The sequence below is a fragment of the Mycobacterium sp. 852002-51163_SCH5372311 genome, from assembly GCF_001667115.1.
Lineage (GTDB): Bacteria > Actinomycetota > Actinomycetes > Mycobacteriales > Mycobacteriaceae > Mycobacterium.
The window spans coordinates 90,099-108,566 of sequence record NZ_LZIJ01000109.1; the positions used below are offsets into that span (position 1 = coordinate 90,099).

18 protein-coding genes are annotated in these 18,468 nt (G+C 67.0%); 4 read left to right on the top strand and 14 right to left on the bottom strand.

Annotated features, from left to right (window positions below):
• Positions 1-9 precede the first annotated feature (9 nt).
• The 9 genes from mtrB to A5791_RS14190 all read right to left on the bottom strand — a co-directional run bounded on the left by mtrB (position 10) and on the right by A5791_RS14190 (position 8,941).
• On the bottom strand, positions 10-1,692 hold the full coding sequence (mtrB, locus tag A5791_RS14150) for an MtrAB system histidine kinase MtrB (protein ID WP_067237489.1): 1,683 nt from the start codon (positions 1,690-1,692) through the stop codon (positions 10-12).
• A 76-nt stretch (positions 1,693-1,768) separates the two neighbouring features.
• The gene (mtrA, locus tag A5791_RS14155; protein ID WP_067237492.1) at positions 1,769-2,455 is read right to left on the bottom strand and encodes a two-component system response regulator MtrA; all 687 of its coding nucleotides are present in this window, start codon (positions 2,453-2,455) and stop codon (positions 1,769-1,771) included.
• Between the two features lie 103 nt (positions 2,456-2,558).
• Complete coding sequence (locus A5791_RS14160) at positions 2,559-3,200, bottom strand: dTMP kinase (protein WP_067237496.1); 642 nt, start codon at positions 3,198-3,200, stop codon at positions 2,559-2,561.
• Between the two features lie 11 nt (positions 3,201-3,211).
• Positions 3,212-4,690 carry an adenosylhomocysteinase gene (gene ahcY, locus A5791_RS14165; protein WP_067237499.1) on the bottom strand — a complete coding sequence of 493 codons (1,479 nt, stop codon included), beginning with the start codon at positions 4,688-4,690 and terminating at the stop codon, positions 3,212-3,214.
• A 92-nt stretch (positions 4,691-4,782) separates the two neighbouring features.
• A complete protein-coding gene (locus A5791_RS14170; protein ID WP_067237733.1) occupies positions 4,783-5,388 on the bottom strand; it encodes a TetR family transcriptional regulator in 606 nt (201 codons plus the stop codon).
• A gap of 71 nt (positions 5,389-5,459) precedes the next feature.
• Positions 5,460-5,642: a rubredoxin gene (locus tag A5791_RS14175; RefSeq protein WP_067237503.1), complete on the bottom strand. Its 183-nt coding sequence runs from the start codon at positions 5,640-5,642 to the stop codon at positions 5,460-5,462.
• 13 nt (positions 5,643-5,655) lie between these two features.
• The gene (locus tag A5791_RS14180) at positions 5,656-5,817 is read right to left on the bottom strand and encodes a rubredoxin (RefSeq protein WP_067237728.1); all 162 of its coding nucleotides are present in this window, start codon (positions 5,815-5,817) and stop codon (positions 5,656-5,658) included.
• Positions 5,817-7,097, bottom strand: coding sequence for an alkane 1-monooxygenase (locus A5791_RS14185; protein WP_067237506.1), 1,281 nt, complete (start codon positions 7,095-7,097; stop codon positions 5,817-5,819). Before A5791_RS14185 ends, A5791_RS14180 begins: the two co-directional genes overlap by 1 nt.
• A gap of 332 nt (positions 7,098-7,429) precedes the next feature.
• Positions 7,430-8,941, bottom strand: a complete 1,512-nt coding sequence (locus A5791_RS14190) for an amino acid permease (protein WP_067237509.1) — start codon at positions 8,939-8,941, stop codon at positions 7,430-7,432.
• A gap of 78 nt (positions 8,942-9,019) precedes the next feature.
• On the opposite strand from A5791_RS14190, the gene A5791_RS14195 reads away from it, so the two are divergent.
• A complete protein-coding gene (locus A5791_RS14195) occupies positions 9,020-10,402 on the top strand; it encodes an NAD(P)/FAD-dependent oxidoreductase (RefSeq protein WP_156661285.1) in 1,383 nt (460 codons plus the stop codon).
• Here A5791_RS14195 and manA read toward each other — a convergent pair.
• The 4 genes from manA to A5791_RS14215 all read right to left on the bottom strand — a co-directional run bounded on the left by manA (position 10,380) and on the right by A5791_RS14215 (position 14,747).
• Positions 10,380-11,606, bottom strand: a complete 1,227-nt coding sequence (gene manA / locus A5791_RS14200; RefSeq protein ID WP_067237512.1) for a mannose-6-phosphate isomerase, class I — start codon at positions 11,604-11,606, stop codon at positions 10,380-10,382. The two genes, A5791_RS14195 and manA, sit on opposite strands and share 23 nt — an antisense overlap.
• 8 nt (positions 11,607-11,614) lie before the next feature.
• Positions 11,615-12,697 (bottom strand): TobH protein, encoded by a 1,083-nt coding sequence (locus tag A5791_RS14205; protein WP_067237516.1) that lies wholly within the window; start codon positions 12,695-12,697, stop codon positions 11,615-11,617.
• A complete protein-coding gene (locus A5791_RS14210; protein WP_067237519.1) occupies positions 12,694-14,091 on the bottom strand; it encodes a phosphomannomutase/phosphoglucomutase in 1,398 nt (465 codons plus the stop codon). Before A5791_RS14210 ends, A5791_RS14205 begins: the two co-directional genes overlap by 4 nt.
• A gap of 194 nt (positions 14,092-14,285) precedes the next feature.
• The gene (locus tag A5791_RS14215; RefSeq protein ID WP_067237523.1) at positions 14,286-14,747 is read right to left on the bottom strand and encodes a DUF3499 domain-containing protein; all 462 of its coding nucleotides are present in this window, start codon (positions 14,745-14,747) and stop codon (positions 14,286-14,288) included.
• Positions 14,748-14,907: 160 nt separating this feature from the next.
• Between A5791_RS14215 and A5791_RS14220 the strand changes: the two genes are divergently transcribed.
• Positions 14,908-15,330, top strand: coding sequence for a metallopeptidase family protein (locus A5791_RS14220; RefSeq protein ID WP_067237740.1), 423 nt, complete (start codon positions 14,908-14,910; stop codon positions 15,328-15,330).
• Positions 15,331-15,341: 11 nt separating this feature from the next.
• Here A5791_RS14220 and A5791_RS14225 read toward each other — a convergent pair whose 3' ends face one another.
• The gene (locus A5791_RS14225) at positions 15,342-15,704 is read right to left on the bottom strand and encodes a WhiB family transcriptional regulator (RefSeq protein WP_369828070.1); all 363 of its coding nucleotides are present in this window, start codon (positions 15,702-15,704) and stop codon (positions 15,342-15,344) included.
• 397 nt (positions 15,705-16,101) lie between these two features.
• Between A5791_RS14225 and cofD the strand changes: the two genes are divergently transcribed.
• Positions 16,102-17,100 (top strand): 2-phospho-L-lactate transferase, encoded by a 999-nt coding sequence (cofD, locus tag A5791_RS14230; RefSeq protein ID WP_067237526.1) that lies wholly within the window; start codon positions 16,102-16,104, stop codon positions 17,098-17,100.
• Positions 17,097-18,455 (top strand): coenzyme F420-0:L-glutamate ligase, encoded by a 1,359-nt coding sequence (locus A5791_RS14235; RefSeq protein WP_067237529.1) that lies wholly within the window; start codon positions 17,097-17,099, stop codon positions 18,453-18,455. The genes cofD and A5791_RS14235 overlap by 4 nt, the downstream gene beginning before the upstream one ends.
• The last annotated feature ends 13 nt before the right edge of the window (positions 18,456-18,468 follow it).

The following is an 18,468-nucleotide window of genomic DNA, read 5'->3' on the forward strand; positions in this document are numbered from 1 at the left end:
ACCGCCGCATCACCCGCTCCGTTCGGCGTGCTCACGCTGACGCTCTTGGCGCGGCTGCCCTGGGGTTTGCGGTGGTTGGGCGGGCGGTTGGGCAATCGGTTTCATCGGAAGTGGACTGGTGGTGACTTTGTGACCCCGGAACAGGGGAAGCGTCAGCCGGAAGCAGGCGCCCTCGCCCGGCTCGCCCCACGCCTCCAGCCGGCCCTGGTGTAGCCGGGCGTCCTCGATGCTGATCGCCAGCCCCAGCCCGGTGCCGCCGGATCGCCGCACCCGGGACGGGTCCGAGCGCCAGAACCGGCTGAACACCAGCTTCTCTTCGCCGGGGCGCAGTCCCACTCCGTAGTCGCGGACGGTGACGGCGACGGTGTCTTCGTCGGCGGCCATCCGGATGTCCACCGGCTGGTGCTCGGCATGGTCGATGGCGTTGGCGATCAGGTTGCGCAGGATCCGCTCGACCCGTCGCGCGTCGACCTCTGCGATCACCTCCTCGGTGGGCAGGTCTACGCGCAGCGTGATGCCCGCCTCCTCGGCCAGGTGGCCGACATTTCCCAGCGCGCTGTTGACGGTGGTGCGAAGGTCCACCGCCTCGACGGACAACTCGGCCACACCGGCGTCGTGCCGGGAGATCTCCAGCAGGTCGTTGAGCAGCGTCTCGAACCGGTCCAGCTCGTTGACCATCAGCTCGGTGGAGCGCCGCAGCGTGGGGTCCAGGTCGGAGCTGTGGTCGTAGATCAAGTCGGCGGCCATCCGCACGGTGGTCAGCGGGGTACGCAGTTCGTGGCTGACGTCGGAGGTGAAGCGGCGCTGCAGGTTACCGAACTCCTCCAGCTGGGCGATCTGCCGGGACAGGCTCTCGGCCATGTCGTTGAACGACACCGCCAGCCGCGCCATGTCGTCCTCACCTCGCACCGGCATCCGTTCGGACAGATGCCCTTCGGCGAACCGCTCGGCGATGCGCGACGCCGAGCGCACCGGCACTACCACCTGGCGCGAGACCAGGATCGCGATGCCGGCGAACAGCACCAACAGCACCAGGCCGCCGGTGGCCATCGTCCCGCGCACCAGCGTTACCGTGGCCTGCTCGTTTTTGAGCGGAAAGATCAGGTAGAGCTCCAGGTTGGCCACCCGCGACGACGTCGGCGTGCCGATGATCAGCGCCGGCCCGCTGTAGCCCTCGGTATGCACAGTGGCGTACTGGTAGGCCGCCTGCCCGGCCTTGACGAAACCGCGCAACGAACCGGGCACCTGCTCGACGGGCCCCGCGGTGGTCGCCGCGCGCGGACCGTCACCGGGCACCATCAGCACCGCGTCGAACGCGCCGGCCAGACCGACGGCAGAGGCCGGGTCGGTTTTCGAGGTCAGAGTGTTACGGGCCAGCTGCAGGCTACTGTCCAGCGAGCGGGTCTCCTCGCCGTTGACGATCCCGCTGACCGTGGTGCGCGCCCGCTCGATCTGCTCGATGGCGGCTTTCACCTTGACGTCGAGCACGCGATTGGTGAGCTGGCTGGTCAGCACGAAGCCCAGCGCCAAGATCACGGCCAGCGACAGTCCAAGCGTCAGCGAAACGACTCGCAGCTGCAGCGATCGCCGCCAAGCGACGCTCACGGCCCGGCTCAGCGCACTCATGCCGCGTGCCATGGGACCCGATCGCCCCCAACGACCGCGTGTGCGCCGTCGTGAGCCCCACGTCACCGGCGCCGGTCCTCCTCAAAGTCGTCCCCTCGCAAGCTGGGGTGCCCCGAGCGCCACGCATCGTCTGCAGGGCAGGTCACGGAGGTCCGGCCTTGTATCCCACTCCTCGAACGGTGAGAACCACAGTCGGGTTCTCCGGGTCTTTCTCGACCTTGGCGCGCAGACGCTGGACGTGCACGTTCACCAGGCGGGTATCCGCCGGGTGCCGGTACCCCCATACCTGTTCGAGCAGCACATCACGAGTAAACACCTGGCGGGGTTTGCGCGCCAACGCGACCAACAGGTCGAACTCCAGCGGTGTCAGCGAGATCTGCTCGCCGTTGCGGGTCACCTTGTGGGCCGGCACGTCGATCTCGACGTCGGCGATGGACAGCATCTCGGCCGGCTCGTCGTCGTTGCGCCGCAGCCGTGCCCGCACCCGCGCCACCAGCTCCTTGGGCTTGAACGGCTTCATGATGTAGTCGTCGGCGCCCGACTCCAGGCCCAGCACCACGTCCACGGTGTCGGTCTTGGCGGTCAGCATCACGATCGGGACCCCGGAGTCGGCACGCAGCACGCGGCACACGTCGATGCCGTTCATGCCGGGCAGCATCAAGTCCAGCAGCACCAAATCCGGTCGCAGCTCACGTACCGCAGTCAGTGCCTGGGTGCCGTCGCCCACGACCGCGGTGTCGAAGCCCTCCCCACGCAGCACGATGGTCAGCATCTCCGCCAGCGAAGCGTCGTCATCGACGACGAGAATCCTTTGCCTCATGCTGTCCATGGTGTCACCAGATCGGGACAAAACTGAGGTACCGCACGGGCGTTTCGTGGGCGCTTCTTGCTTGAAAGGGCAAATATCGCCCAAATTCGGGTTCCGGACGGCTTCAGATGAGCCCGCCGCGGGTCAAGGTGGTCGCCAGACGGCCCGGATCGACGTCCGCGTCGACCACCAGCCACGGTCCGCCCCAGCCAGCGGCCGCCAGGCCCGCGTACACCGCGCCGGTGCGCTGCTGAAGCCCGTCGTCACGTTCGTAGCTGTCGCGGACCCGGCCGGGATCGCTTTCGGCCCGGCTGCGGGCCCGCTGTCCGGCGAGTTCGGCGGACACCGCGAGCAGCACCTGGCAGTCGGGCACGGGCACCCCGAAGCGCTGGTATTCGAGCTGCTGTACCCAGGCCGCCGCCGCACCGGCCGCGTCCTGGTGCAGGCGGGCCGCGCTGTATGCCGCATTGGAGGCGACGTAACGATCCAGGATCACGACGTCGTGCTCGCGGCGCAGCTGCCCGATCTGCTCGACGGCGCCGGCGCGGTCGAGCGCGAACAGCATCGCCATCGCATACACCGACGACGCCAAGTCGCCGTGCTCGCCGTGCAGGGCCTCGGCGGCGATGTCGGCCGGAACCGACTGGCCGTAGCGCGGGAAGGCCAGCGTGGCCACCGACTTTCCGCCGGCTTCGAAGGCCGTGCGCAGCCCGTCGGACAACGTCCGCTTGCCGGCGCCGTCGACGCCCTCGATCGCGATCAGCACCGCGCGTCAGCTCAGTAGCGGTAGTGGTCCGGCTTGTAGGGACCCTCGACGTCGACGCCGAGGTATTCGGCCTGATCCTTGGTCAGCTTGGTGAGGTGACCGCCGAGCGCCTCGACGTGGATGCGGGCCACCTTCTCGTCCAGGTGCTTGGGCAGCCGGTAGACCTCATTGTCGTATTCGTCGTTCTTGGTCCACAGCTCGATCTGCGCGATCACCTGGTTGGCGAAGCTGTTGCTCATCACGAAGGACGGGTGGCCGGTGGCGTTGCCCAGGTTCAGCAGGCGTCCTTCGGACAGCACGATGATCGCCTTGCCGGTGTCACCGAAGGTCCACAGATCGACCTGCGGCTTGATGTTGAGCTTCGTCGCCCCGGACCGCTCCAGCGCGGCCATCTGGATCTCGTTGTCGAAGTGGCCGATGTTGCCCAGGATGGCGTGGTCCTTCATGGCCCTCATGTGTTCCAGCGAGATGATGTCTTTGTTGCCGGTCGCGGTCACCACGATGTCGGCGTCGCCGATCGCCTCCTCGACGGTCACCACCGGGAAGCCCTCCATCATCGCCTGCAGTGCGTTGATCGGGTCGATCTCGGTGACGCTGACCCGCGCCCCCTGGCCCTTGGCCGCCTCCGCGCAGCCCTTTCCCACGTCGCCGTAGCCGCAGATCAACACGTTCTTGCCGCCGATCAGGGCGTCGGTGCCGCGGTTGATGCCGTCGATCAGCGAGTGCCGGGTGCCGTACTTGTTGTCGAACTTGGACTTGGTCACCGAGTCGTTGACGTTGATCGCCGGGAAGGCCAGGTCCCCGGCCGCGGCGAACTGGTAGAGCCGCAGCACCCCGGTCGTGGTCTCCTCGGTGACGCCCTTGACCGACTCGGCGATCTTGGTCCACTTGGTCTTGTCGGATTCGAAGCGCTGACGCAGCACGTTCAGGAAGACCTTCCACTCGGCGGAGTCGTCTTCCTCGGCGGGCGGAACCACACCGGCCGTCTCGTACTGCATGCCGCGCAGCACCATCATGGTGGCGTCGCCGCCGTCGTCCAGGATCATGTTGGCCGGCTTGTCCGGGTCCGGCCAGGTCAGCATCTGTTCCGCGCACCACCAGTACTCTTCGAGCGTCTCGCCCTTCCAGGCGAACACCGGGACGCCCTTGGGTTCTTCGGCGGTGCCGTGCGGGCCGACCACTACAGCGGCCGCCGCGTGATCCTGGGTCGAGAAGATGTTGCAGGACGCCCAACGCACCTCGGCGCCCAGCGACGTCAGGGTTTCGATCAGCACCGCGGTCTGCACGGTCATGTGCAACGAACCGGAGATACGTGCCCCCTTCAGCGGCTGCACCTCGGCATATTCCCGGCGAAGCGACATCAGGCCGGGCATCTCGTACTCGGCGAGATCGAGTTCCTTACGGCCGAAATCCGCCAGCGACAGATCGGCGATCTTGAAGTCGATCCCGTTGAGCACGTCGGGGGTCAGCGCATTTTCGGTCGTCGTCATAGGGGTGTTCGTCCTTCTTTGGGGCGTTTACGGGCTAGAGGCCGGAGTTCGTTAGCGTCAGCCACTCTAGTCGCGGCACCCACGCGTCCTGGTCACGGGACGTTGATGACCCCGTGGCGCTCCGCGAACGGCGTCATCAGCCGGGCCAGGTCGGCCGCGACGTCGTGGTCCGACTCGGGGGGCATGGACACGTAGCTCAGGCACAGCCGCACGATCGTGCGGGCCAGCACGTTGGCGTCGTCGTCGCTCGTGGTCAGCCAGGTCTGGGTGAAGGCCGTGGCCAGCCGGGCCGACGAGCGGGTGATGATGGGCCCGCTGTCGGTGGTGATCAGCTGCAACAGGTCGGGCTTGGCGACGCCGGTCAACAGCGAGACCACCAGCGGGTCAGCCGCCGTCTCGGCGAAGAAGGCCCGGAACCCGTCCAGGAACGATTGGTAGATGTTGCCGACGTTTGCCTCCAGGCCGCCTTTGACGGTGTCGACGAGGCGGTCGGCCAGGCGCAGGGTTACGCCCTGCGCCAGGCCCTGCCGGGAGCCGAACTCGTTGTAGATGGTCTGCCGGCTGATGCCCGCGGCGCGCGCCACGTCCGACAGCGTGATCGCGGACCAGTCCCGGGTCAGTAGCAGGTCCCGCATCGCATCCAGCACCGAGTCCCGCAACAGCGCCCGCGACGCCTCGGCGTAAGGAATACGCTTCACAGCCGCGACACTAGCGGTTTTGGGCTCATCGGTTTTGGGCTCGTCGGTTTTGGGCTCGGTGCCGGCGCTGATCACGGGCGGGCCACTTCGACCATCACGAAGTCCGACTTGGCCGCTCCGCAGTCCGGGCAGCTCCAGTCCTCGGGGATGTCGTCCCAGCGGGTGCCGGGTGCGATGCCGTCTTCCGGCCAGCCCAGCGCCTCGTCGTACTCGAAGCCGCACTGCACGCACTGATACAGCTTGTAGTCGTTCATTGGTTTGCTCCTCTCAGACGGGTTCGAAATCTGGCTTCTCGCGGACCGAGCAGTCCGGGCAGCACCACTCGTCGGGAATCTGTTCCCACCTCGTGCCGGCCGGAAAACCTTCCCGGGCATCGCCGTTGGACTCGTCGTAGACGTAGTCGCACACGGGGCACTTGTAGGCGGCCATCATGCTGCAACCTCCTCGGTGGCCGTCTCAGAGGCACCGTAGCGGGCCAGCAGCTTCTCGCGCAGCCGTGGCTGCAGGTTCACCCTGGTGATGTCGCCGTCGTAGTGCGACAGGACCCGGCGGTCCATCACCTTGCGCCACAGCGGCGGGAAGTACGTCAGCGAGATCATCGACGCGTATCCGCTCGGCAGGTTGGGCGAACCCGCCATGCTGCGCAGCGTCTGGTAGCGCCGCGTGGGGTTGGCGTGGTGATCGCTGTGCCGCTGCAGGTGGTACAGGAACAGGTTGGTGACGATGTGGTCGGAGTTCCAGCTGTGCACGGGTGCGCAGCGCTCGTAGCGGCCGTTGGCATTCTTCTGCCGCAGCAGGCCGTAGTGCTCGAGGTAGTTGACGGCTTCCAGCAGGGAGAAGCCGAACACCGCCTGGATGACCACGAACGGGATCACCGCCGGGCCGAAGACCGCGATCAGCGCGCCGAACAGCACCACCGACATGGCCCACGCGTTCAGCACGTCGTTGGACAGGTAGGTTTTCGGGTTCCACGGGTTCTTGCCAAGCCGGCGAATCCGCTGCGCCTCGAGGTGGACGGATGAGCGCGCGCTACCGATGACGCTGCGGGGCAGAAACTCCCAGAACGTCTCACCGAAGCGGGACGACGCCGGGTCTTCCGGGGTGGAGACGCGCACGTGGTGGCCACGGTTGTGCTCGATGTAAAAGTGGCCGTAGGCGGTCTGGGCCAGGGTGATCTTGGACAGCCAGCGCTCCAGCGAGTCCTTCTTGTGTCCCATCTCGTGGGCCGTGTTGATCCCGACGCCGCCGAGCACACCGACCGAAAGCGCCAGGCCGATCTTTCCGGCCCAGCTCAGTCCGCCCTCGAACCCCAGCAAGCTGAGGTTGGATGCGGTGAACAGGTAGGCGCCCAGCACCACGCTCGCGTACTGGAACGGGATGTAGAGGTAGGTGCAATACCGGTAGTACTTGTCGTTCTCCAGCCGTTCCATCACCTCGTCGGGCGGGTTCTGCCCGTCGGGACCGAAGAACACGTCGAGTATCGGCAGCAGGATGTAGAGCAGGATCGGGCCGATCCACAGCGGCACCTGGGCGGCGGCGTGCCAGCCGAGTTGGTTCATTCCCCAGATGATCGGCAGCATCACGAACAGTGCCGTCGGAGCGATGAGCCCCATCAACCACAGGTAGCGCTTCTTGTCGCGCCACTCCGTTTCGGGCACTTCACGAGTTTCAGGTGCTTCCGCTTTTTGCGGGCTGAGTTGTGTGGTCATATGCCAAACCTCCTTGTGAGTCGCACCACGTTCGGGGTTGACAATACCGAGGTTTGCGTCTCCTGTCTAGACATAGACTATTGTTTTGTAAAGCAGCTTCCAGTCGATGATGCTCATCGTTGGGGTGCTCAGGGGGTTAGGCGGGTACCGAGGGCGTTCAGTGTGTATCCAGGGCGTTCAGTGTGTATCCAGGGCGTTCAGTGTGTAGCCAGGGCGGAAAAATCGCGATTTCCCGGCCCTAGATACACGCCCAAAGCCGCCAGTTCACGCGCAAAGCCCTGGCTTCACGCGCAAAGCCGTGAGTTCACGCGCAAAGCCGTAAACGCAAACCTCTACGCTGCGGCCGTGGTCGTATCCGGGTCGGGTTCCTTGTCGGCCTCTTCGGTCTGCCGCTTGCCCTGCACCGAATGCCTGACCCCGTAACCGAGGTAGATCGCAGTGCCGACCACCAGCCAGACCGCGAACCGGACCCAGGTGAGCGCGGTGAGATTCACCATCAGCCAGACACACGCGATGATCGAGGCGATCGGGAGCGCCGGAACCCACGGCGCCCGGAAGCCGCGAGGCAGGTCGGGCCGGGTCCTGCGGAGCACGACAACTCCCGCGGAGACGAGCACGAACGCGAACAGGGTCCCGACGTTGACCATCTCTTCGAGCTTGTTGATCGGGAACACCGACGCGGTCAGGGCCACCACGACGGCTACCAGCACGGTAATTCGCACCGGTGTGCCATGCGTCCCAGTCTTGGCCAGTGGACGCGGCAGCAGTCCGTCGCGGGCCATCGCGAACAACACCCGGCACTGGCCGAGCATCAGGACCATCACCACCGTGGTCAACCCGGCCAGCGCGCCAACGGCGATGATCTTGCTCGCCCAGTGCACCCCGTTGGCCGTGAAGGCGGTGGAGAGGTTCGCATGAGCGCCGCCGGGAACGGTCTTGAGCTGGGTGTAGGAAACCATCCCCGACAACACGACGGAAACCGCGACGTAGAGCACCGTCACGATCGCCAGCGACGCCAGGATCCCCTTCGGTACGTCGCGCTGCGGATGCTTGGTCTCCTCGGCCATGGTGGCCACGATGTCGAACCCGATGAACGCGAAGAACACGATCGACGCCCCGGCCAGCACCCCGTACCAGCCGTAGTGGCTGCCGTGCGCCCCAGTCAGCAACGACAACACCGACTGGTCGATGCCGCGGGCGTCCGTTCCCGCTTCCGGCTTCGGAATGAAGGGTGAGTAGTTGGCGGCCTTGATGTAGAAGGCGCCGACCACGATGACCAACAGCACCACGGCCACCTTGATGCCGGTGACCACCGCTGAGAACCTCGACGACAACTTGGTGCCGAGGGCGATCAGCGTCGCCACTATCCCGACGATGACCAGCGCACCCCAGTCCAGGCTCACCGATCCGACCTTGGCCGTGCCGCCGGCGAATCCGAACACCGTACCCAAGTAGCTCGACCAGCCTTTGGACACCACTGCCGCGCCGATCGCCAACTCCAGCAACAGGTTCCAGCCGATGATCCAGGCGAGGAACTCACCGAAGGTCGCGTAGGAGAAGGTGTACGCGCTGCCGGCCACCGGCAGCGTCGAGGCGAATTCGGCGTAACACAGCGCCGCCAGCGCACACGTGATCGCCGCGATCACGAACGATATCCAGATGGCCGGGCCGGTGATGTCCCCGGTGGTGGACGCGGTGACCGTGAAGATTCCGGCACCGATAACCACCGCGACACCGAACACCACCAGGTCCCACCAGGTGAGGTCCTTGCGTAGCCGCGTACCCGGTTCGTCGGTGTCAGCGATTGACTGTTCGACCGACTTGGTGCGCCATCGACCGGCCATCTGCGGTGTCCTTTCATTACTGGTTGTGACGGCACAGTACCTAGTAACCTCGCGTTGGTGCGCGATCAAGGGGAAATCGTGCGGGACCACGCGGTCGTCATCGGGGGCAGCATCGCTGGGTTGTGCGCGGCACGGGTGCTCTCGGACTTCTACTCCCGGGTGACGGTCTTCGAGCGCGACGATCTGCCGAGCGAAGCGGCGAACCGCGCCGCGGTACCCCAGGACCGGCACCTACACATGCTGATGGCCCGTGGCGCAATGGAGTTCGAGAATCTGTTTCCCGGACTGCTGGCCGACATGGTGGACGCAGGCGTGCCGATGCTGGAGAACCGGCCAGACTGCATCTACCTCGGTGCCGCCGGCCACGTCCTGGGGACGGGCCACACCCTGCGCAAGGAGTTCACCGCCTACGTGCCCAGCCGTCCCCACCTGGAATGGCAGCTGCGACGGCGGGTCCTCGACATCGAGAACGTGGAAGTCATCCAGCGCCACGTCCTCGAGCCACGGTTCGACCGGACCCGCCGGCGGGTGACAGGCGTGCTGCTGGATCCCGACAGCAACGGCGACTCTGAGTTCGTCGCCGCAGACTTGGTGGTCGACGCGGCGGGACGTGGCACCCGGCTGCCGGTGTGGTTGACGCAGTGGGGATATCAGCGCCCCCCCGAGGACACAGTGGACATCGGCATCAGCTATGCCACCCACCAGTTCCGCATCCCCGAAGGACTGATCCGGGAGAAGGTGGTGGTCGCCGGCGCCTCACACGACGAATCGCTGGGGCTGGGAATGCTGTGCTACGAGGACGGCACCTGGGTGCTGACCACCTTCGGGGTGGCCAACGCCAAACCGCCGAAGACGTTTCCCCAGATGCTTGCGCTGGCCGACCACCTGCTGCCGTCCCACTTCAGCGCGGCGCTGGCCCACGCGGAACCCTTGGGAGAACCGGCATTTCACGCTTTCCCGGCCAGCAAGTGGCGCCGCTACGACAAGCTGGAGCGCTTCCCGATCGGGATCGTCGCGTTCGGCGATGCCGTGGCCAGCTTCAACCCCACCTTCGGCCAGGGCATGACTATGACGTCGCTACAGGGTGGTCATCTGCGACGGGCACTTGAATTCCCCGACGACCAACTGGCCGCCGAAATCAACCGTGCCACCGCCAAGACGACCTATCCGGTGTGGATGATGAACGCCATCGGCGATATCACCTTCCACCACGCCGAGGCGGAGACCATCCCGTGGTGGTGGCGTCCGTCGGGTGCCCTGTTCGACCAGTTTCTCGGCGCCGCCGAAACCGAACCCGTTCTCGCCGAATGGTTTTTGCGCCGGTTCTCGTTGTTGGACAGCCTGTACATGATCCCCCCGCCGCGCATCATCGGCCGTGCGATGCGGCACAACATGCGGTTGTGGCTTCGCGAACGACGGGAAACCCGTGCAAACGCCGTTACAGCCCGACCGTCGCCCTGAACAGCTTGGCGGGTTCGTTCGCGAGTAGACGGATGGGCCCGTCGTCGGCGGCCACCCAGGCCGCCATGCCGCGGTCCAGGGTGAGCGAGTCGGATTTCCCGTACACCGTCGCGGAACCCTCTGTGCACAAAAGGATCTGGGGGCCTTCGTGGCGCGACGCCGCGTCTACCTCGTGGCCCAGATGCTCACCCTCGAGCACCAGCAACGAGACCGCAAACTCGTCGGCCGGGGTGTCGTAGACCAGCGACAGACCGTCGCGGTGAATCGGCGTGCGTAGTTCGGCCTCGGCGGTCGGGGCGAAGTCGAGCACCCGCAACAGCTCGGGCACGTCGACGTGCTTGGGGGTGAGGCCGCCGCGTAATACGTTGTCGGAGTTGGCCATTACCTCCAGCGCGAAGCCGCGCAGATACGTGTGCAGATTGCCGGCCGGCAGGAAGATCGCCTCTCCGGGAGCCAGATCGATGCGGTTGAGCAGCAAAGCGGCCAGCACGCCGGCGTCACCGGGATAGCGTTCGCCGAGCTCCAGGACGGTCTTGGCTTCGGCCTCGAATTCCGTTGCGCCAGAACTGACGTAGTGAATCGCTCCGTCGAGGACGGCGGGCACCAGCACGTCGATGTCGGGCTGGGGTGCGGTGATCCAGGTGGTGAACAACGCGCGCAGACCGTCGGCGTCGGACTGGTCGTTCAGCAATTCGATGTACGGGTCGAGGTCGGAGACCGCAAGCGCCCGCAGTAGGTCGGTGGTACGCGAGGCCTGGCGGAATCCGGCCAGCGCCTCGAACGGCTGCAGCGCTACCAACAACTCCGGCTTGTGACTGGTATCGCGGTAGTTCCGGGTAGGCGCTGACACCGGAATTCCAAGTCGCTCCTCACGCAGGTAACCCTCGACCGCCTGCTCGGCGCTGGGATGGGCCTGCAGCGAAAGCGGCTCGTCGGCCGCCAGCACCTTGACCAGGAACGGCAGCACATCGCCGAACCGGGCCCGGGACGCGCTGCCCAATTGGCCTTCCGGATCGGCGACCAGCGCCTGCAGCAGCGAGACTTCGCCGTCCGGGGTTTCCAGCCACGCGGGGTCGCCGGGGTGCGCGCCGAACCACAGCTCGGCCTCGGGATGAGCAGCGGGAACGGGCCGCCCGGTGAATTCCGCGATATCGGTGCGCGATCCCCACGCGTATGTCCGTAACGCTCCGCGTAGCAGTTCCACTTGTGTATCTATCCCCGCACCAGTCGCAGATAAACCGCGGCCATCTCCAGTCGAACGGCCAATATAGCCAGTTGCTGCTCGGGGCGGCTGGGCGTGGGCAAAGTGCCGGCTACGTCCGGCAGGCCCGGCACATCACCGGCGGCAACCAGGTCGACGTCGTGCAGGTCGGCGACCCGGGCGGCGACCACCATCCGCTCGGCGGCCAAAGTGAGCGCCAGCACCCGCAGCCGGTCAGGCGGCGGCCCGTCGATTTCTTCGTCGTGGAACAGGGCGTCGGCGGGATCCTGAAATCTATCGGCCGCCCCGATGCTCAGTGCCGCCATCGCTTCGGTCAGCCCGGTGGCGGCAGCAACCTGGTCAGCGATTCGCAGCAACACCGAACTAGCGTGCCGGGCCAGCGCCAGTGTGGCGGCCGAGTCGCCGGCCAGCGCCAGCCGCCGGCCGGACATGCGTGCGGCGAGCATCTTGGCCGGGTTGGTGAACAGCTCGCGACCCGCGCTGTTGTGCAGCGCTTCGGCGTCCAGCTCATCGGCCAGCACCGCCAGGTCCACGCTGAGTCTCGGGTCCACGGCCTGCAGGGTGGCCAGACCGACAGCCAGATAGCGGCACAGGCCGAACTCGTTGGAAACCCACAGCCGCGGCGACAGCTCCGCGACGCGGCCCGCAGTGGTGTCCCGCAGCGGGCCCTCATACGGCGTCGCCACCACCACCCGTGATCCCCGACGGACAGCGGTCGCGGCGGCGCCGACGAGGGCGGGGTCGCCGGCGTCGTCGCCCGCGACGACCAGCACGTCCAGCGGCCCGATCCAAGGCGGCGCCTCGGTGGCGACGACTATCGGCTCGGCGGCCGTGCCACCCATCGTCGCGGCCAGCATGGCCCCGGCCGTCTCGGCGGTACCGCGGCCGGCCACCCAGATCACCGTTCGCGGCCGGTCGTCGGTACGGAGCGATTGCAGCGCGCCTTCGTCTTGGGCGGCGGCAACCGCACGCACCTGCGCGCCTGCCGACGATGCAGCACGCAACAGCCCTTGCCGGTCGGCGGCCAGCAGACCCTCGGTGTCTTCGAGATCGACGGTGCCAGCGGTGTTCACGGAAGAACGCCTTCGGGCGCCGACTGAGCGGCGATTTGAGCCCTGACGTGCGCAACCACCGCGTCGACGTCCTCGGTGGTGCGGCCCTCCACATTAAGCCGCAACAACGGCTCGGTGTTGGAGCTGCGCAGGTTGAACCAGCTGCCGTCGCCAAGATCCACCGTCACCCCGTCGAGATGATCGATGGAATGAATCCTGGTGCTCAAAGACTTCAGGACGGCGTCCACACACTGCGTCGCGTCGGCCACGGTGAAGTTGATCTCGCCGGACGATTCATAGCGTTGGTAGTCGGCGGTCAGCTCGGATAACGGGCGCTCCTGTTCACCGAGGGCGGCCAGCACGTACAGCGCGGCCAGCATCCCCGAGTCCGCACCCCAGAAATCGCGGAAGTAATAGTGCGCCGAATGCTCACCGCCGAAGATCGCGCCGGTGTCGGCCATGAGCGCCTTTATATAGGAGTGGCCGACCCGTGAGCGCAGCGGTGTGCCGCCACGCTCGGTGACCAGCTCAGCCACCGCGCGCGAGGTGATCACGTTGTGGATGATGGTGGCGCCGATCTCGCGGTTGAGCTCACGAGCGGCCACCAGGCTGGTCACCGTCGACGGCGACACCGGTTCGCCGCGTTCGTCGACCACGAAGCAGCGGTCGGCGTCGCCGTCGAAGGCCAGCCCGATATCAGCGCCGGTGTCGCGGACGTAGGCCTGCAGGTCTGCCAGGTTCGCCGGGTCGAGCGGGTTGGCTTCGTGGTTCGGGAACGACCCGTCCAGCTCGAAGTACAGCGGCAGCAACGTGATCGAGTCGATCGCGCCGAGCACGGCCGGGGCGGTGTGCCCCGCCATGCCGTTGCCGGCGTCCACCGCCACCCGCAGCGGGCGCAGTCCGGAGGTGTCCACCAGCGAACGCAGGTACGCGCCGTAGTCGGCCAGCACATCCCGGTCGGAGCTGGTACCGGGTGGTCCGTCATAGCCCGGGACACCGGCGATGACCTCGTCGCGGATGACGGCAAGCCCCGTGTCGGCGCCGACGGGCTTGGCGCCCGCCCGGCACAACTTGATGCCGTTGTAGGCCGCCGGGTTGTGGCTGGCGGTGAACATCGCCCCGGGACAATCCAGCAAACCGGAGGCGAAGTAAAGCTGATCGGTCGACGCCAACCCGATCCGCACCACGTCGAGGCCCTGGCCGGTTACCCCGGCCGCAAAGGCGGCCGCCAGGGACGGAGAGCTATCCCGCATGTCGTGGCCGATCGCCACCTGCCGCGCATCTTCGGCACGCATCAGTCTGGCGAATGCCGCGCCCAGCTCGGCGGCCAGCGACTCGTCGATCTCCTCGCCGACCAGCCCGCGCACGTCGTAAGCCTTGATGACACGGTGGACAGCCGCGGCGGTCCGAGACATGCGGTGGCTCCTGAGAACTTGGACTGATTGCGCCTCTTGGCCGCCAGCCTAACGGCCCGGGCCGAGCACGGGCCGGACCAGGCCCGTGGCGATCGCGAGCGCGGCGTAGCCGGGCGAAGCGGGTCGCCACCATCAGACCCCGTGGCGATCGCGAGCGCGGCGTAGCCGGGCGAAGCGGGTCGGAACCTGCGGCGTCAGTCAGCAGGGTCGGGCAACACCCGTAGGTGTCCACGGCGGCGCCCCGAGCGATGCTCGGGTGGTGCCAACACACCACCACTGGGCATGGTCGCATGGGTCGCCTGGGCACCCGCATGCTGCAACGGGTCGGTAAAGCCGTTCACCGGCGCGCGGGCCCCGCCGAATCCAGACGCGGCCGCAGATGGACCACCTTCGCGGACCGCATCCGCCAGGGCCACCAAGTCGTCCTCGTCGGGATGGGTGGGCAAAGTGGGTAGGGGCCCGGCGTGCCGAACCAACTCCCACCCGCGCGGTGCGGTGATGCGGCCGGCGTGGCCGACACACAGATCCCACGAATGCGGCTCCCGCACGGTCGCAAGCGGACCTACTACCGCCGTCGAGTCCGAGTAGACGAACGTCAACGTCGCCACGGCATAGTGCGGACACCCGGGCCGGCAACAGCGACGGGGTACGTTCACGACCGAAAGGCTATCGTGCGGAAACGCCGCGAAGCGCCGGACACGCGCAACCGGTCGGGGCGGGATGTGCAACCGTTACCATCGGCGCGTGGGCGATTCGCGCAGCTACCCGCGGGGCGGCCGCTCGGCTGCGCACCGAACTTCCCGGCGGGGCCGCGATATGCGCGGTCCCCTGCTGCCGCCGACCGTCCCGGGCTGGCGCACCCGCGCCGAGCGGTTCGACATGGCGGTGCTGGAAGCCTATGAACCCATCGAGCAACGCTGGCGCGAACGGGTGGCCGAGCTCGACGTCGCGGTGGACGAGATTCCGCGCATCGCCGCGAAGGACCCCGAGAGCGTGCAATGGCCACCCGAGGTCATCGCCGACGGGCCGATCGCGCTCGCGCGATTGATCCCGGCCGGCGTCGACGTCCGCGGCAACGCGACCCGGGCGCGAATTGTCCTGTTCCGCAAGCCGATCGAGCGACGGGCGAAGGACACCGTCGAACTCGCCGAATTGCTACATGAAATCCTGGTGGCTCAAGTCGCCATCTATCTGGACGTTGAGCCCTCGGTCATCGACCCGACGATCGACGACGACTGAAGGAGCCAGCGTCAGCCGATGCCGCGCTTGAGGCGGCGGCGCTCCCGCTCGGACAGACCGCCCCAAATGCCGAAGCGCTCGTCATGCGCCAGGGCGTACTCGAGGCATTCATGGCGCACCTCGCAACCCAGGCAGATTTTTTTGGCCTCGCGGGTCGATCCACCCTTTTCGGGGAAGAAGGCTTCCGGATCCGTTTGCGCGCATAATGCGCGGTCCTGCCATTGATCTGGGGTAGTCGGCAGGGGTTCGGGCTCGAAAGCGGCGGGCGCTTCGGGAACCACAGTCAAATGCGGCCGAGTAATTGCCGCCGGCGGCGAGCCCACAGTGGTGTGCGGTGTGCTTGCCAGTACGCCCCGAAGGTGCTCGTAGGACATGCTTCCTCCGCCTCCTCAGATGCTTTGGGAGAGTGAATGTTTGGCGCTGTTGTGATGTACAGACAATTCGAACAAGTGATCGAATCTCGGTCTGCGACACCGGAACCGGCCGGCCAACCGGGAAATGACACTGATGTGATTAGACACGGGTTGGCCTGCCCGGTCAAGCATTTTGGCGCATTTCAATACCATCTCGTGATCAAATTTCTGCGTTTCTGTCACGGTTGGCCTTCGGCGTGTCTAGTGCGACTGCTCACAATTGCCTTCAGCCGCAGTCACAATCGTCTCTACAGTCACTGCATTACCACTAATATCAGCCCGTTACAGAGTTCGCATCACGATGGGCGAATTCGGCCGACCCAGACGACATTTTCGCCGGGCAGTACTGTCAAACGACGTGAAGGTCACCGTTCTGGTCGGTGGGGTCGGCGGCGCCCGCTTCTTGCTAGGCGTGCAGCAGCTGCTCGGTTTGGGTCAATTCGCGTCAACCGAGGAACCGAGCACCGGGCACGAGCTGACCGCCGTCGTCAACATCGGCGACGACGCCTGGATCCACGGACTGCGCATCTGCCCGGACCTGGACACCTGCATGTACACCCTCGGCGGCGGAGTCGACCCGCAGCGCGGCTGGGGTCACCGTGACGAAACTTGGCACGCTAAGCAGGAACTGGCGCGCTACGGTGTGCAGCCCGATTGGTTCGAGCTCGGGGACCGGGACTTGGCGACCCACCTGGTACGCACCCAGATGCTGAACGCCGGCTATCCGCTGTCGCAGATCACCGCGGCGCTGTGCGACCGCTGGCAGCCCGATGCCCGGCTGATCCCCGCCAGCGACGACCGGTGTGAGACACATGTGGTGATCACCGATCCGGCCGACGGCAATCGGCGGGCGATCCACTTCCAGGAGTGGTGGGTGCGCTACCGCGCCCAGGTGCCCACCCACAGCTTCGCTTTCATCGGCGCCGAAAAGGCAAGCGCTGCAACCGAAGCCACAACGGCCATCGCGGATGCCGATATCGTGTTGCTGGCGCCGTCCAACCCGGTGGTCAGCATCGGCGCCATCCTGGCCGTCCCCGGTATCCGCGCAGCGCTGCGTGCGACCACCGCCCCCGTCGTCGGCTACTCGCCGATCATCGGGGGAAAGCCGTTGCGCGGCATGGCCGATGCCTGCCTGAAAGTGATCGGGGTGGAGTCCACCGCACAGGCGGTGGGCCGGCACTACGGTGCGCGCGCCGCCACCGGGATATTGGACTGCTGGCTGGTGCACGACGACCCGGCCGACTCCGACGCCGAAATCGAGGGTGTCGCGGTGCGCTCGGTACCGCTGCTGATGAGCGACCCGAAAGCAACGGCACAAATGGTCAGCGCCGGGCTAGAACTCGCGGGCGTGGCGTGACTGAACACGGCACCGGTTCGCCGGTCGAGATCCTGCCCGTCACCGGGCTTCCCGAATTCCGACCCGGCGACGACCTGGCGGCCACCATCGCGGCGGCCGCGCCCTGGCTGCGCGACGGCGATGTCGTCGTAGTCACCAGTAAGGTGGTGTCCAAGTGCGAGGGCCGGTTGGTGCCGGCGCCTGAGGATCCGGACAGCCGAGACGAATTGCGCCGCAAGTTGGTCGACGACGAGGCGGTGCGCGTGCTGGCGCGCAAAGGCCGAACCCTGATCACCGAGAACCGGCTCGGGCTGGTGCAGGCCGCCGCCGGCGTGGACGGATCCAACGTCGGCCGCGACGAACTCGCGCTGTTGCCCGTCAACCCGGACGCCAGCGCCGCCGGGCTGCGCGCCGAGTTGCGCGAGCGGCTCGGCGTCACCGTCGGCGTGGTCATCACCGACACCATGGGCCGCGCGTGGCGCAACGGCCAGACCGACGCCGCCGTCGGCTCGGCCGGCCTGGCTGTGCTGCACAACTATTCGGGTTCCGTCGACCGGCACGGCAACGAATTGGTGGTCACCGAGATCGCGGTCGCCGACGAGGTCGCCGCGGCCGCCGATCTGGTCAAGGGAAAGTTGACCGCGTTGCCGGTGGCCGTGGTGCGCGGACTGCCCGGCCATGTGGTGACCGACGACGGCTCGACGGCCCGGCAACTGCTGCGGCCCGGCCCCGAAGACCTGTTCTGGCTCGGCACCGCCGAGGCTCTGGAGATGGGCCGGCGGCAGGCGCAGCTGCTGCGCCGGTCGGTGCGCCGGTTCAGCGACCAGCCGGTGCCCCCGGAACTGATCGAGGCCGCCGTCGCGGAGGCCCTCACCGCGCCGGCCCCCCACCACACCCGACCGGTGCGGTTTGTCTGGCTGCGCACCCCGGCCCTCCGGACCCGGCTGCTGGACCGGATGAAAAACAAGTGGCGTTCCGACCTCACCGGCGACGGCCGGCCCGCCGACTCGGTGGAACGCCGGGTGGCGCGCGGCCAGATCCTCTACGACGCGCCCGAGGTCGTCATCCCGTTCCTGGTTCCCGACGGCGCACACGCCTACCCCGATGCCGCCCGCACCGACGCCGAACACGCCATGTTCACCGTCGCGGTCGGAGCGGCCGTGCAAGCTTTGCTGGTGGCGTTGGCGGTGCGTGAAGTGGGCAGCTGCTGGATCGGCTCGACGATCTTCGCGGCCGACCTCGTCCGCGCCGAGCTTCAGCTGGCGGCCGACTGGGAGCCGTTGGGCGCCGTCGCGATCGGTTACGCCGAAGAGCCGGCCGGATTGCGAGATCCGGTGCCCTTGGATGCGCTAGCGGACCTGCTGATCCACAAGTAAGGCGATACTTGAT

Coding starts and splice junctions, on each gene's coding strand:
- mtrA (WP_067237492.1), bottom strand. CDS start 2,455: ATGGACAGCATGAGGCAAAGGATTCTCGTCGTCGATGACGACGCTTCG.
- A5791_RS14225 (WP_369828070.1), bottom strand. CDS start 15,704: ATGTCCTACGAGCACCTTCGGGGCGTACTGGCAAGCACACCGCACACC.
- A5791_RS14220 (WP_067237740.1), top strand. CDS start 14,908: ATGCGCGGTCCCCTGCTGCCGCCGACCGTCCCGGGCTGGCGCACCCGC.
- ahcY (WP_067237499.1), bottom strand. CDS start 4,690: ATGACGACGACCGAAAATGCGCTGACCCCCGACGTGCTCAACGGGATC.
- A5791_RS14175 (WP_067237503.1), bottom strand. CDS start 5,642: ATGAACGACTACAAGCTGTATCAGTGCGTGCAGTGCGGCTTCGAGTAC.
- A5791_RS14185 (WP_067237506.1), bottom strand. CDS start 7,097: ATGACCACACAACTCAGCCCGCAAAAAGCGGAAGCACCTGAAACTCGT.
- A5791_RS14210 (WP_067237519.1), bottom strand. CDS start 14,091: ATGTCTCGGACCGCCGCGGCTGTCCACCGTGTCATCAAGGCTTACGAC.
- A5791_RS14180 (WP_067237728.1), bottom strand. CDS start 5,817: ATGGCCGCCTACAAGTGCCCCGTGTGCGACTACGTCTACGACGAGTCC.
- A5791_RS14190 (WP_067237509.1), bottom strand. CDS start 8,941: ATGGCCGGTCGATGGCGCACCAAGTCGGTCGAACAGTCAATCGCTGAC.